Source organism: Erythrobacter aureus (assembly GCF_003355455.1).
Lineage (GTDB): Bacteria > Pseudomonadota > Alphaproteobacteria > Sphingomonadales > Sphingomonadaceae > Qipengyuania > Qipengyuania aurea.
Genome location: NZ_CP031357.1, coordinates 2,513,744 through 2,527,553, shown reverse-complemented (window position 1 = coordinate 2,527,553; position 13,810 = coordinate 2,513,744). Strand labels below are relative to the sequence as shown.

Here is a 13,810-nt window from a genome sequence, read left to right as displayed (position 1 = left end):
CCGTTCCCCCCGGCCGGCGCCCTACCTGGCGCCGGCGCGCTGGAGGATGGGCTCCAGTGCTGCCCAGGTATTGGCATCGGCATGGTTGCCGTTGATCAGGAAGGTCGGCGTGCCCTGGATGTCGAGTTCATCGGATTGCTTGGTCGAGTTATCGGCGATTTTGGAATAGGCGTCTGTATCCGCAAGGCACTGACGCGCCTGGTCCTCGCTCAGTCCACGGGCGGCGAAGAAATCGTAGAATCCCCCGACCTCCGCCAGCCGGACCAAACGCTCTTCGGGAGGCAGGTTGAGCGATTGTTCGACTGCAGCCTGGTTTTCGAAGATGGGAGTAAGTACCTGTTGCTGGTTGGCAAAGACCTGATCCGATAGCGGAATGAAGGCTTCGTCCGCTGCACAGCGCACCATCGTGGCCAGGGCGAGGTCGTGGGGGCCATGGATCTGGTTGCGCAATTCGAAGCTGACCCGGCCGGAATTCACATATTCGGAAACCAGGGGCTCCATCCCTTCTTCCGCGAAGCGCGCGCAGGTCGGGCACGTCAGCGAAGCATATTCCACCACCTTGATCGGCGCGTCGGGATTGCCGATCATGTACCCGTCCATGTCGGTAACGGTCACCATGTCGCGCCACTCGGTTCCCTCGGGTGCCGGAATGGCGGCGATTGCTTCGCCGGCGATCTCGCCTGTTTCGTCAGCGCCCGAACCGCAGGAGGCAAGCGCGAGGGCGATCGGTGCGGCGAGAGCGAAACGCAGGGTCTTGGTCATCGGAATCCTCTTATCTGGACTGGGGAGGCTAGGTCAGGGGGCACGGCGAAGGGAAGGCGCGCCACTGCCTATCCACAGGCCTTTCCCCCGAAAAACAGGTTCGCCCGGGTTCAGAACACGTCGGCGAGATGTTTTTCGAGGCTGAGCCAGTCATGCGTGCCTTCGAGCAGTTCGCCGTCTAGGACGAAGCTGGGAGTGCCGGTGAGGCCGTATTTTTTGACATCGGCGGCTGACGTATCGGCCATCGCCCGGGCTTTCGCTTCGTCCGACAGACAACCATCGAGCTCGGCACGGCCGTAGCCGCGCGTTTCCATGATATCGTAGAAATCGAGATCGCTGGCGATCGCCTGTAGCCGCGCGGGAAGCGAGCCAAATTGCCAGCGCGAGCGCTGCGCCTGCGTAGCCTTGGCGGCTTTCCCCATCCATTCGTCGAAGCGATACATGATCGCTTCGTGATTGCCGCCGAACTTGCTGGCATCGCCGCAATGGGTCAGCAGGGCCGCGGACAGATCCACCGGATCGCGGATCAGGTGGCGGATTTCGTAGCTGATACGGCCGCTGGGAACGTAGGCCACCTTGATCGCTCCTTCGCCATTGCGCGCGAAAGTGGCGCAGTGCGAACAAGTATAGCTCATGAACTCGATCAGCTTACGGTCCGCATCCGGATTGCCGAACAGGTGCCCGCCATCGGTTTCGGCCAGCATGCTGCCCCAATTGCCGCCGGGAAGGATCGGCCGTTCCTGTGCGCTCGCGCTCAGAGCGAGCGTTCCGACGCCCAGCAGGGCAAGGCCCTTCAGCATCATGCTTTTGATTTTCACGTGTTCTCGTTCCCGTCTTCTTGCGATCCGAGACTGCGGGCCAGCGATTCCAGCACTGTCCTCAATTCGGGATCCCCAATATCGCGCAGGCTGTCGCCCAATTCCATCGGAATCGGTTTTAGCGATGGCGGTGCCTTCCGCCTGTCCCTGTCAGGTGGTGGCTTAACCTGGCCTTGCCGCAACTTGATGCGGGCAATGGCGCGATAGCCGAAAAACCGGTTCACCCGGTCGACGATTTCGGGGATCACCTGCTGCACCAGCGGCGCGTGCGCAGGTTTGACGACCAGATGCATGATGCCTTCGGATTTCTCGCCCGGGGGGAAGCGAATCATCTCGGGTGTGCAGACCTTCGCATGGGTCTCACCCACGATTTCCGGCCAGCGGCTCACCACGGAGCTTTGGACGAAGCCGAAGCGGCGGAACGCGCTGCGCCCGATCTGCGGCATCAGATCGCTGATCGGTTTGGCCCCGCCCCCGCGCGGGCGCTGGTACTTCTTCGATCCGGATCTGGTCTTGTCGCTTCCCATCGTGGGAGCGCTCATGCCATAGGCGGGCCGTGACCGCCACCGTCTCCGATAGATTGCTCGACTGGTACGATGGGCATGCGCGCGATTTGCCGTGGCGCGCGCGGCCCGGAGCGCCGCCACCCGACCCCTATCGCGTATGGTTGTCGGAAATCATGCTGCAACAGACGACTGTTGCGGCGGTGAAACCCTATTTCGAAACCTTCGTCTCGCGCTGGCCCACGGTCGAAGAGCTTGCCGCAGCTCCGCAGGAGGACATCATGGCGGCATGGGCGGGGCTGGGATATTACTCGCGCGCACGCAATCTTGTGAAATGCGCGGGAGAGGTGGCGCAGCGTGGCGGATTTCCCATGACCGAGGGGGAATTGCGCGAACTGCCCGGGCTGGGTGCCTATACCGCGGCCGCCGTGGCCGCGATCGCCTTCGACCGGCGCGCGGTGGTCGTCGATGCCAATGTCGAGCGGGTAGTTGCGCGGCTATTCGCTATCGAAGACCCGCTACCGGTTGCGCGCAAGGCGATCCGTGCTGCAGCCGCTGAGATTACGCCGGAGAAGCGCGCGGGAGACTTCGCGCAGGCGATGATGGATCTGGGTTCGGGAATCTGCACGACGCGCGATCCCAAATGCCTGCTCTGCCCGCTAAGCGCAGACTGTCGGGCTCGGGCGACGGGCGATCCGGCGCGGTTCCCGGTCAAGGCACCGAAAAAGGCCAAGCCTGTGCGGCAGGGGCGCGCCTATTGGATCGAGCGGGAGAATGCCGTGTGGCTCGTCCGGCGCGAGGGCAAGGGGATGCTCGGTGGGATGCGCGCGCTGCCCGATGATGGCTGGAGCGCACGCGGCGATGGCTTGGGCGAGCCGCCGCTGGATGGGGACTGGGAAGGTGCGGGAATGGTGCGGCACACCTTCACTCATTTCGCGCTCGAACTGTCGGTGCAGGTGCAGCGTGATGCAACACAGCCCAGCGGCGAGGGTGAATGGTGGCCTCTCGACACGCTTAACGAAGCGGGCCTGCCGACGCTCTTCACCAAGGCCGCCCGGCTGGTAACGTCATGATTCCCCGCGCAGGCGGGATCTTCAGACAGCGATGCGCTCGACCGCCTGAGGCTCCCCCTTCGCGGGAGATCGATCGTCAGATAATCCCGCCGCCCAGCGTCAGCCGCACAGCGGCGATCAGCAGCACGATCAGACAGAAATTGCGCCCGGTATTGCTCGACGAAAGCTGGCCCAGCACCACGCCGACCGCAATCAGCGGCAGCGCGAGCCAGTTGGCCCAGCCGAGAAGGGGGATGGTCGCCGGAATGACGACGACGAGCGAGACGATCCCGAACAGGATGGAGAGCAGGTTGAGCATGTGTCCTATATGGTTAGGACACTGGCCGATTGCAACAGTTTCGATTGGCAATTGACGCTCTGCCGCCGCTCCCGCACAAACCCGCCGATTTGAAATCCGGAGAGACACGAATGCCCTATCGCACCTTCGATACCCCGCAGATGTCCCGCCGCGCGCTGCTACGCGGGGGCGCCTGGCTCACTGCCGGGGCAGCGCTGGCGGGGGCGCCGATGGGAAGGCTGGCCGCCGCCCGCGAGTATGCGGCGAACTGGCGCAACGTTACCGCCATGGTCGACAGCTATGTCTCCGAACGCAAGGTTGCCAACATGATCGCGGCGCTGGGGTGGGGGCGTCAGGACCCGCTCTATATCGCGCGCGGCACGCTGGCTCTGGGCGGGCCGAGCAAGGTGGATGCCGACAGCCTCTATCGCATCTATTCGATGACCAAGCCCATCACCGGCATGGCCGCGATGATGCTGATCGACGAGGGCCGCCTCGGTCTCGACCAGCCGATCGCCGAACTGCTTCCGGCCTATGAGAACATGCAGGTGCAGAGAACCTATGACGGATCGCTGACCGATCTGGTCCCGGCCGAACGCCCGATCACCGTGCGCCAACTGCTTACGCATACTGCGGGGCTGGGCTACAATATCGTGCAGAAGGGGCCGATCAGTGCCGCCTACACCGAACAGGGTCTGATCCCGGGGCAGGTCAGCCGTCTGCCAATTCCTGGTCTTGGCCGGGGTCAGGCAGTCACCGGGCTCGACACCTTCGCCGATCGCCTCGCCAAACTGCCGCTGGTGCTGCAGCCTGGCACCAAGTGGAGTTATTCGGTCGGTCTGGATCTGCTCGGTAGGGTGATCGAGGTAGCCAGTGGCATGCCGTTCGACGAATTCCTGCACACGCAAATCTTCGAACCGGCGGGCATGACCAGTACGTTCTTCACGGTTCCCGAAAGCGATGTCGGGCGCTTCACCACCAATTACGGAATCATGAATAACACGCCGCTGCCGATGGATCCGGCAAGGGCCTCGATCTATCTCGACGAGCCGCCGTTTCCCTTCGGCGGCGCGGGGCTGGTCTCGTCTGCCCGCGATTACGATCGTTTCCTCACCATGCTGCTCGGCTACGGCATGATCGACGGCAAGCGCGTGATGGGCGAACTTGCCGTGCGGGTGGGCACGTCGAACTTGCTGCCCGCCACCGCGACGACCGAGGGCACCTGGGTCGAAGGACAGGGCTTCGGTGCGGGCGGCCGCGTGACCGACGGCGCCTATGGCTGGGGCGGGGCGGCGGGCACCGTCGCCTTCGTCAATTTCAAGGCCGGCCTGCGCGCTACCCTGATGACGCAATATATGCCGTCCGAAGCCTATCCGATCCATACCGGCTTTCCCGCAGCGGTGGGCAAGGATCTGGCCGCGATGCAAGCCGCGCAGGCATAAGGTATGCTCGCATTTACCGGCTCGCGCCTCGACCGCGCCGACCACGTCCGTGCCGATCCCGAACGGCTGGCGGGTTACATGAACTGGAAAGCGCGGGTGCTCGCGCTCGATGGGCTGATGCCTGCGATCGGCGACGATGGCGGGTTGGTCTGGGGCACGCTGGCCGATGCGCCGGAGGATGCCGAACTGTGCTTTCTGGGGCTCGACGAGGGCAAGGCCTGTTTCGCTGTCGTACCGCCCAAAGGCGATGCCAGCCCGCGCATGGCAAACCCGCGGCTCTGGTCGCTCATGGCGACGTTGCGGCCCGACGATCTAGCGATCTACGGCGGCGCGCGCAGCCTGACCGACTGGCATGCGCGGCACCGGTTCTGCGCGGCCTGCGGGGGTGCCACGAAGCTCGCCAAGGGTGGCTGGCAGCGCGACTGTACCGCTTGCGGCGCGAGCCATTTCCCGCGCACCGATCCGGTCACCATCATGCTGGTCGAATATCAGGGCAAGTTGATGCTCGGTCGCGGTCTCGGATGGCCGGAGGGGAGCTTTTCCGCGCTTGCCGGTTTCGTCGAGCCGGGCGAGAGTATCGAAGAAGCGGTCAATCGCGAGGTGCTGGAAGAGGCGGGCATCACGGTGCGCGATGTCTCCTACATCGCCAGCCAGCCCTGGCCCTTCCCGAGCCAATTGATGATCGGCTGCCATAGCCATGCCGACAGTGACGAGTTGACCATTGACGAAACCGAAATGGCCGAGATCAACTTCTATACGCGCGAAGAGGTGGAAGCCGCGCTGGCCGGTAACGGTCCGTTCCGCTGCCCGCCGCGCCATGCTATCGCGCATCACCTGATGCAATGGTGGGTGAAGAGATGAGCGAGCCGAGAACCTTGCGGATCGATATCTGGTCCGATGTCATGTGCCCCTGGTGCCTGGTCGGCTGGGGCTCCCTGCAGAAGGGGCTCGAACAGCTCGATGGCGAGATCGAGGCGGACATTCGCTGGCATGCCTTCGAACTCAATCCGGACATGCCGCCCGAGGGCGAGGAAAGCACGGCGCATATCGCGCGCAAATACGGTTCCACCCCTGAACAGTCCAAGGCGGTGCAGGGCCGCATGCGCGAAGCTGCCCAGAATGCCGGTGTGTCGCTCGACTACGCTGGCCCCGATCCCGAACCGCAGCGCTGGATGTGGAACACGTTCGATGCACACAAGCTGCTGACCTGGGCGCGCGAGGAACATGGGGCGGCCAAGCAGACCGAGCTCAAGCTTGCGCTGTTCCGGGCGCATTTCAACGAGCGCCGCAAGATTGCGGATCACGACGTGCTGCTCGACGTGGCGGAGGCTGTCGGTTTCGACCGCGCGGGTGCCGAAGCCGCGCTCGCCAGCGAGGAACTCACGCATAAGGTTCGCGCCGAAGAGCGCGCCGCCTGGGATCTCAACATTACCGGCGTGCCCGCAATGGTGGTCGAGAACAAGTTCATGATCCCCGGTGCGCAGCCGCCCGAGGCCTATGCCGATGCGCTAAGGAGGGTGGCTGAGAAGACTGCCACCTAGAAAAAGGCTTGCCAGGTCGGGCGCGATTGCATCGCCCCTATGCCTTCACTGGCTTGGCAATCCGGGACACTCCCGGACAATCGTCGTATCGTCACGCCGCGCGAACCGAACTCACGAATTCGCGCGCGCGGCCTTCTAGATCGCGGGCCGTGTGGTCGAGTGTCGCTGCGGATGCGAGTACCTTGTCGGCCGCTGCACCGGTGCTGCGGGCCGTTTCACCGATCTGTGCAATTCCGCCGCCGATGTTGTCGACCCCATTGGCTGCGCGATCGAGATTGCGGGCAAGTTCGCGGCTCGAAAGAGACTGTTCGTCGACCGCTTGTGCAATGGCGGTCGCGGTTGTCTCCACTTCGCGGATACGCTCGCCGATCCGGGCGAGGGCTTCGACGCTTTCACGCGTCATCACCTGCATCCCGACGATGCGCGAGGCGACATTGCCGGTAGCTTCGCGAGTCTGACGGGCGAGTTCCTTCACTTCCGAAGCAACCACGGCAAAGCCGCGTCCTGCCTCGCCACCGCGCGCCGCCTCGATCGAGGCGTTGAGTGCCAGCAGATTGGTGCGATCGGCGATCGCGCCGATCAGATCGACGACTTCGCCGATTTCCTCGGCGACCCCGGCCAGTTCGGACATCTTCGTATCGGCGGTCTCCGTCGACTGGCGCGCATCCTGGACCATATTGGCCGAGATGCCTGCCTGGCGGCCGATTTCGGCAATCGACATGGCGAACTGGTCGCTTGCCGAAGCGGCGGCCGTAACGCCGCCTTGCGTCTCGGACATGTCGCGGGAAACCTGTTCGACCACGCCGATGGTTTGTGTTGCGGCTCCCGCCATCTCGCTCGAAGTCGATTGCAGCTCGCGCGAGGCTTGCGTTACGCTGCCCGCGACTTCGCCCACGCCTCCCTCGAAATTATCCACCAGGCGGCGTAAGACTGCATTTTGGTCCTCGCGGGCCTTGCGTTGCAGATCGGCCAGGGCATCGGCACTTTCGCGGAAAACCACCAATGCGCGCGCCATTTCGCCGATCTCGTCATGCCGGTCGGTCGCCGGGATCGCGATGGATCGGTCGCCGCCCGCCAAGCGGGTCATGGCCCCGGTGATCTCTGCCAGCGAACCGGAAACCTGGCGTGAGAGGCCCCGTGCGCCGAAATGGACAAGGGCAATGCAACCCGCGATGAGCGCCAGGGCAACGATCATGGTCCAGGCCTTGACCCTGGCGAGCGATTGTTGAGCTGTATCGGACTGCACCGCCAGCGCGGCTTCGATTTCTGCGGCCTGCCGGGCGAGCTGACCGCCACTGATGTCGATCGCATCCGCCAACGCATTGCCCGTGATGGAGGGGCCGTGAACGGTGATCGAAGCCTGCAAGGCACGCAGCTCCGGTTCGAAGCCCTCGACCTGCGTCACCAACCATTCCATCTGCGCGCGGGATTCGCTGTCGCCGCCGTCAAGCGCGATGGCGGCATCAATCTCGTCGCGTGCCTGGGCCAGCGTCGCGAAAGCGGAGGCGATCGTTGTGCGATCGCCATCCGCAGCATAACGCGAAGCGAAATAGCGGCTTTCGGCGATCGATGTCGCGAGTTGCGAAGCGGCCATGGCGCGCGATGCATTCACCGCTGCCCGATCGGATCGATCGGCGAGCACCGCCTGCGCCCCGCCGAGGATCGCACCGAGCAGGACGAGGATAACGGTGAAGGAAAAGGCGAAGACGCGCACCTTGCCCGCAATGCTGGAGCGCATGAGCCCATAGCGTTCCAGGAAACTGTTGCTGTACGACGAGTCCGCCCCGGTCCGAGCAAGCTTTTTCACGGCAGGCTTCGCTCTTACCGGTTCTGGAGGAGTGTCCGGATCGGCTTCCCAAACGAATGCATCGGCATATTGGGGCTGGAAGGTCATCGGAGGGACGCTGCGCTGTTGACGATGCCTCCCGCTTAAGGAGCAGAACTTGCCAAGCCGTAAACCATTCCGCAGAAAAACATTCAAAAGCAGTGACTTATTTTAGAAATCTCACTGCAATACTTCTGTCACAATGTTTAGAAAACAGGCGCTTGTGCACTGCAGCATACGGATTCAGATCAGTCCTAGCCGTTCCAGCTTGCCCGCAAGCTTCCCGGGGAGCGCGTCACCGATGTCTTCGCCGGGCGCGAGATCGCGCGGGGGATCGCCCTTCAGATAACGCCAACCTTGATGTGCGCGTTTGGGCCGAGGGTGGACGCGGATCAGTTCGGGTTTGAGGTCGATCGACCAGCGCCCGTCCTTCGTCTCGGAGAACCCGAGGATTTCGCTGCGCGCGACGATGCTGTGCTGGTGAATCCAGTAGAGCGAGCCGCCGATGCATTGCTCCCACTTGGTCGGGCGATAGCGCGTCGTGAGGTTCGGGCTGCGCCGCTGTGCATACCAGCTTTCGATATCGCCATAGCTTTGCGCGCCGAAGGCGATCTTGGTCAGGTTGAGCGGCATGAGGAGGATGTAGCGCTTCCCGACCATATCTCAAGCGTCGCCCCGGACTGGATCCGGGGCCGGTGCTTCTTGCGCGCCAGTGAATCAGAAAGTGAAGGCAGCCCCGATCCCGGCTCGCAGCCTTTCCACGTGGGTCCGTGTAACACCCGGTGCATGTGTAGGAAGGTTAACCGACGATCCCGCTGGCCACGGCGAGGCCGAGGAATGCGAAGAAACCCATCGAATCGGTAATCATCGTCACGAACACGCTGCTCGCCACTGCCGGGTCCTGGTCGAGCCGGTCGAAGGCCACGGGCACCAGCACGCCGGCAAGGCCCGCAATCACCACGTTGATCACCATCGCCAGCGCGATCACGCCGCCGAGCATGGGAGTGAAGATCGCGCCCGTAGCGAGGCCGATCAGCACCGCTATGGTCACGCCGTTCAGGAGTGCAACGCGCATCTCGCGCATCAGAATACGCCGCGTGTTGCTGCGGGTGAGCTGATTGGTGGCGATGGCGCGCACGGTCACCGCCATGGTCTGCGTGCCCGCATTGCCGCCGATGCTCGCGACGATCGGCATGAGGATCGCGAGCGCCACAAGCTTCTCGATCGCCGCGCCGAACAGGGCGATGATCAGCGATGCGACCAATGCTGTTCCAAGGTTTGCCACCAGCCAGCGGACGCGCGCGGAATAGGCCTCGCGGATCGGCTCGTTGATGTCGCCTTCGCCCGCGCCGCTCATCAGCAGCGCGTCCTCTCCGGCTTCCTCGGAGATGATGTGGACCACGTCGTCCACCGTCATCTGGCCTACCAGCCGCTCGTTCTCGTCGACCACGGCAGCGCTGATGAGGTTGTACTTCTGGAACATCAGCCCGACCTCTTCCTGGTCGAGCGTGACCGGGATCAGCGTCTGGTCGCGCTTCATCACATCGGCCAGAGCGATCGCGCGTGGCGCGCGCAGCACCCATGAAAGCGCGCAGGTCCCGACCGGGTGATGCTTCTCGTCCACCACGAAGATTTCGTAGAACTCGTCGGGCAGGTCGCGCCCATCGCGCAGGTAATCGATGAGATCGCCGACCGTCAGATGTTCGGGTACTGCGACGAAATCGCGGCTCATCAAGCGTCCGGCAGTCTCCTCCGGATAGGCAAGGGCGGACTGGATCGCGATCCGGTCCTCGATCTCGATTTCGGCCAGGACCGCGCGCTGATCTTCTTCGTCGAGGTCTTCGATGAGCTGGACGGCGTCGTCGGTCTCGAGCTGGTCGACGATCTGCGCCACCGCTTCCGGCGGCAGCGCTTCCATCATGGTCTCGCGGACATAGTCGTTAAGTTCGGCGACGACCTCGGACGTCATCAGATCGGTGATCGCCGCGGCAAGCTGGTAACGCTCGTCGCGCTCGAACAGTTCGAGAAGGTCGGCGATATCAGCCGGGTGGAGCGGTTCGACCAGCTCGTAGACCGCCTTGACGTCCCCTTCGTCGAGCGCGTCCTCGACCGAGCGGACGAATTCGGGCTTGAGCGTGTTCTCTTCGTCCATCCGCTCGTCGTCGATCCGGTCGTCCGGGCGTGCTTCTTCCTCCGGCTCACGCGCCAGCAGGATGCCATCTTCGTCGAGGGGGCGGTTGCTCTCGCTCATGTGCAGCGGTCTAGGCGGGCGGGGCTGGATTGCAAGCAACGGGTGACAGGCCGCCCACAATCCCTATGTAGGCGCCAGCCAATTCACAGGAGAAACGACCGATGGCGGACAAGCTGACCTTCACTCTCGATACCGGCGACGGTGAAAACAAGGACGTGGTGATAAAGCTGCGCCCGGACCTGGCACCAGGTCACGTCGAGCGCATCACCGAACTGGCGGGAGAGGGCTTTTACGACGGCGTGGTCTTCCACCGCGTGATCCCCGGCTTCATGGCGCAGGGCGGCGATCCGACCGGCACCGGCATGGGCGGCAGCGACAAGCCCGACCTCAAGGCCGAATTCAACAGCGAACCGCACACGCGCGGCACGTGCTCGATGGCCCGTACCCAGGTGCCCGACAGCGCCAACAGCCAGTTCTTCATCTGCTTCGACGACGCCGAATTCCTCGACGGCCAGTATACCGTCTGGGGCCAGGTCGAGAGCGGCATGGAAAACATCGACGCACTGCCCAAGGGCGAGCCGCCGGCGAACCCGGGCAAGATCGTGAAGGCGACCGTCGGCTAACACCATCAATCTCGTCACCCCGGCCTCCGAGCCGGGGTCCAGCTTTGCTAGCACCATGCGAGAAGTGGCTGGACCCCGGATCGAGTCCGGGGTGACGGTGTCCTCGATATCCGCTAAAGCGCCCCCTCCCATGAAACCGACCACTTCCCCCAAGACCTACAGGGTCAAGAGCTTCGGCTGCCAGATGAACGTCTATGACGGCGAGCGCATGGCCGAGATGCTGGGCGAGCAGGGCATCGTGCCCGCGCCCGAAGGCGAGGATGCCGATCTCGTCGTGCTCAACACCTGCCACATACGCGAGAAGGCGGCGGAGAAGGTCTATTCGGATATCGGCCGCATCTCCAAGGCGGGCGCGGAAGCGGGCAGACAACCGCTGATCGCGGTCGCGGGCTGCGTCGCGCAGGCCGAGGGCGAGGAGATCATGAAGCGTTCTCCGGCGGTCAGCATGGTCGTTGGCCCGCAGGCCTATCACCGGCTTCCCGAGATGCTGGACAAGGCGGTGAAGGGCGAGCGGGCGACCGATACCGACATGCCCGCCATCGCCAAGTTTGCCGCATTGCCCGAGCGCCGCCGGACCAATCCGGCCAGCTTCCTCACCATTCAGGAAGGGTGCGACAAGTTCTGCACCTATTGCGTGGTGCCTTATACGCGCGGCGCGGAAATATCGCGGCCTTACAGCGATTTGGTGGTCGAAGCGAAGAAACTGGTCGATGCGGGCGCGAAGGAAATCACGCTGCTTGGCCAGAATGTCAGCGCTTGGTCGGGCGAGGACGAGAAGGGCCACACGGTCGGCCTCGCAGGCCTGATCCGCCACCTTGCCAAGGTCGATGGCCTCGCGCGCATCCGCTACACCACCAGCCATCCGGCCGATATGGACGACGATCTGATCGCGGCGCATGGCGAGATCGACAAGCTCATGCCCTTCCTCCACCTGCCGGTGCAGGCGGGCAGCGACCGTGTGCTCAAGGCCATGAACCGCAGCCACACGGCGGAAAGCTATCTCAAGCTGCTCGAAGCTTTCCGCGCCGCGCGGCCCGACTTGGCGCTCTCGGGCGACTTCATCGTCGGCTTCCCCGGCGAGACCGATGCCGAGTTCGAGGAAACGCTCGCTCTGGTCGATGAGGTCAAATACGCGCAGGCCTTCAGTTTCAAATATAGCCCACGCCCGGGAACGCCCGCCGCGACGATGGATGACCAGATTGCGAGAGAGGTCATGGACGAGCGGTTGCAGCGCCTCCAGGCCGCGCTCAACCGCGACCAGATGGCGTTCAACGGGGCGAGTGTCGGCAAAACCTGTGAAGTGCTGGTCGAACGCAAGGGCAAGCATCCCGGCCAATGGCTCGGCAAGTCGCCCTGGCTTCAGAGTGTGTGGTTCGAAGGCGATGCCGCGATCGGCGACCTCGTCGAAGTCGAACTGGTCGAAGCTGGCCCCAATTCGCTCGCAGGCAAATTGCGCGAGACCGTCGCGGTTTGACCACCCGGCTACGCCGGATTTCATCACGCAAAGGCGCCAAGGCACAAAGAATACGTAGAGCCGTGCGTACCAGGCTCTTTGCGCCTTGGCGTGAGACAAAAAAGCGCTGCGCGTGGCTCGGCGTGTGACGGACCGGTGACTTTCCACCGTCATCTCACCGCTCGCAACTTGCGCCCCCGGCAGCGACGCCTACATTCCGACTCGCAAGCGAAAGGAGCATATGGCTCGCAAACCCGCATCGAAGGATACCACTGCCTTCACCCCGCCACCGTCGCCCCAGCGCGAAATCCGCCGGGCACAGGTCGATATCAGTTTCGACAATCAGAGCCTGCTAGGGGCGCTGTTCGGTCAGTTCGATGCGAACCTCGTCCAGGTGGAAAACCGTCTCGGCGTGTTCATCGCGGCGCGCGGCAACGAGCTGCATATAGAAGGGCCGGAAGATAGCGTCGCCCGCGCGCGCGACGTACTCAAGGCAATGTATGACAAGCTCGCCATCGGGCAGGATCTGGATCAGGGCGCGATCGAGGCGCTAATCGCCATGTCGGACGAACCCACGCTCGACGGCATTGTCGACGCCGAGCCCAAGGGGCCGCCGATCATGATCCGCACGCGGCGCAAGACGATCGTGCCGCGCAGCGCGATGCAGGCGACCTACATGCGCAGCCTGGTGCGCGACGACATCATCTTTGCGCTGGGTCCGGCGGGCACGGGCAAGACCTACCTCGCGGTCGCGCAGGCGGTCAGCCAGCTCATCAGTGGCAGCGTGCAGCGCTTGATCCTGTCGCGTCCGGCAGTGGAGGCGGGCGAAAAGCTCGGCTTCCTGCCCGGCGACATGAAGGAAAAGGTCGATCCCTATCTGCGCCCGCTCTACGACGCGCTGTACGATTGCATGCCGCCCGAACAGGTCGAACGGCGGCTGGCGAGCGGGGAGATCGAGATCGCGCCGATCGCCTTCATGCGCGGCCGCACGCTCGCCGATGCCTTCGTGATCCTCGACGAGGCGCAGAACACCACGCGCGAGCAGATGAAGATGTTCCTCACCCGCTTCGGCCAGAACAGCCGCATGGTGATCTGCGGCGATCCGCGCCAGGTCGACATCCCGGCGGCGACGGCATGAGCGGCCTCGCCGATGCGGTCGGCAAGCTGGAAGGCGTCGAGGGCTTCGGCACGATCCGCTTTACGGCTGCCGACGTCGTGCGCCATCCGATCGTTGGGCGGATCGTGGAGGCCTACGAGGGCCGAGTTCGTGACCAGCCCTTGCTCGTCACCCCCGCGCAGGCG

13 protein-coding genes and 1 pseudogene are annotated in these 13,810 nt (G+C 63.9%); 7 read left to right on the top strand and 7 right to left on the bottom strand.

The genetic code is table 11. The annotated features are described in order from the left end of the window. Window positions 1–21: 21 nt before the first annotated feature. From DVR09_RS12395 to DVR09_RS12385, 3 genes are all read right to left on the bottom strand, one after another. Window positions 22–762, bottom strand: coding sequence for a thioredoxin domain-containing protein (locus DVR09_RS12395; protein WP_115417182.1), 741 nt, complete (start codon window positions 760–762; stop codon window positions 22–24). 110 nt (window positions 763–872) lie between these two features. Then, window positions 873–1,580 carry a thioredoxin domain-containing protein gene (locus DVR09_RS12390; protein WP_115417181.1) on the bottom strand — a complete coding sequence of 236 codons (708 nt, stop codon included), beginning with the start codon at window positions 1,578–1,580 and terminating at the stop codon, window positions 873–875. After that, window positions 1,577–2,122 (bottom strand): DUF721 domain-containing protein, encoded by a 546-nt coding sequence (locus tag DVR09_RS12385; RefSeq protein ID WP_115417180.1) that lies wholly within the window; start codon window positions 2,120–2,122, stop codon window positions 1,577–1,579. The genes DVR09_RS12390 and DVR09_RS12385 overlap by 4 nt, the downstream gene beginning before the upstream one ends. Window positions 2,123–2,136: 14 nt before the next feature. On the opposite strand from DVR09_RS12385, the gene DVR09_RS12380 reads away from it, so the two are divergent. Then, the gene (locus tag DVR09_RS12380) at window positions 2,137–3,156 is read left to right on the top strand and encodes an A/G-specific adenine glycosylase (RefSeq protein ID WP_115417179.1); all 1,020 of its coding nucleotides are present in this window, start codon (window positions 2,137–2,139) and stop codon (window positions 3,154–3,156) included. Between the two features lie 76 nt (window positions 3,157–3,232). Here the strand turns inward: DVR09_RS12380 and DVR09_RS12375 are convergent, their stop codons facing one another. Next, window positions 3,233–3,454, bottom strand: coding sequence for a hypothetical protein (locus DVR09_RS12375; protein WP_115417178.1), 222 nt, complete (start codon window positions 3,452–3,454; stop codon window positions 3,233–3,235). A 110-nt stretch (window positions 3,455–3,564) separates the two neighbouring features. On the opposite strand from DVR09_RS12375, the gene DVR09_RS12370 reads away from it, so the two are divergent. From DVR09_RS12370 to DVR09_RS12360, 3 genes are read left to right on the top strand one after another with little or no spacing between them, the layout of a single operon-like run. Continuing rightward, a complete protein-coding gene (locus DVR09_RS12370; RefSeq protein ID WP_115417177.1) occupies window positions 3,565–4,875 on the top strand; it encodes a serine hydrolase domain-containing protein in 1,311 nt (436 codons plus the stop codon). 3 nt (window positions 4,876–4,878) lie between these two features. Further along, window positions 4,879–5,736 (top strand): NAD(+) diphosphatase, encoded by an 858-nt coding sequence (nudC, locus tag DVR09_RS12365; RefSeq protein WP_234041442.1) that lies wholly within the window; start codon window positions 4,879–4,881, stop codon window positions 5,734–5,736. Beyond that, complete coding sequence (locus DVR09_RS12360) at window positions 5,733–6,416, top strand: DsbA family oxidoreductase (RefSeq protein ID WP_115417176.1); 684 nt, start codon at window positions 5,733–5,735, stop codon at window positions 6,414–6,416. The genes nudC and DVR09_RS12360 overlap by 4 nt, the downstream gene beginning before the upstream one ends. A 91-nt stretch (window positions 6,417–6,507) precedes the next feature. On the opposite strand, the gene DVR09_RS12355 is transcribed toward DVR09_RS12360, so the two are convergent. The 3 genes from DVR09_RS12355 to mgtE form a co-directional block, all read right to left on the bottom strand. Beyond that, on the bottom strand, window positions 6,508–8,310 hold the full coding sequence (locus DVR09_RS12355) for a methyl-accepting chemotaxis protein (RefSeq protein ID WP_115417175.1): 1,803 nt from the start codon (window positions 8,308–8,310) through the stop codon (window positions 6,508–6,510). Between the two features lie 174 nt (window positions 8,311–8,484). After that, window positions 8,485–8,874, bottom strand: a complete 390-nt coding sequence (locus DVR09_RS12350; protein WP_115417950.1) for a DUF1489 family protein — start codon at window positions 8,872–8,874, stop codon at window positions 8,485–8,487. Between the two features lie 166 nt (window positions 8,875–9,040). Beyond that, window positions 9,041–10,492 carry a magnesium transporter gene (gene mgtE / locus DVR09_RS12345; protein ID WP_115417174.1) on the bottom strand — a complete coding sequence of 484 codons (1,452 nt, stop codon included), beginning with the start codon at window positions 10,490–10,492 and terminating at the stop codon, window positions 9,041–9,043. 101 nt (window positions 10,493–10,593) lie between these two features. On the opposite strand from mgtE, the gene DVR09_RS12340 reads away from it, so the two are divergent. From DVR09_RS12340 to DVR09_RS12330, 3 genes and pseudogenes are all read left to right on the top strand, one after another. Beyond that, window positions 10,594–11,055 carry a peptidylprolyl isomerase gene (locus tag DVR09_RS12340; protein ID WP_115417173.1) on the top strand — a complete coding sequence of 154 codons (462 nt, stop codon included), beginning with the start codon at window positions 10,594–10,596 and terminating at the stop codon, window positions 11,053–11,055. A 130-nt stretch (window positions 11,056–11,185) separates the two neighbouring features. Beyond that, entirely contained in the window at window positions 11,186–12,529 is a 1,344-nt protein-coding gene (gene miaB, locus DVR09_RS12335) for a tRNA (N6-isopentenyl adenosine(37)-C2)-methylthiotransferase MiaB (RefSeq protein WP_115417172.1), read from the top strand. Window positions 12,530–12,749: 220 nt separating this feature from the next. Next, window positions 12,750–13,768 (top strand): annotated as a pseudogene (locus DVR09_RS12330) (PhoH family protein); the annotation flags it as partial. Window positions 13,769–13,810 lie beyond the last annotated feature (42 nt).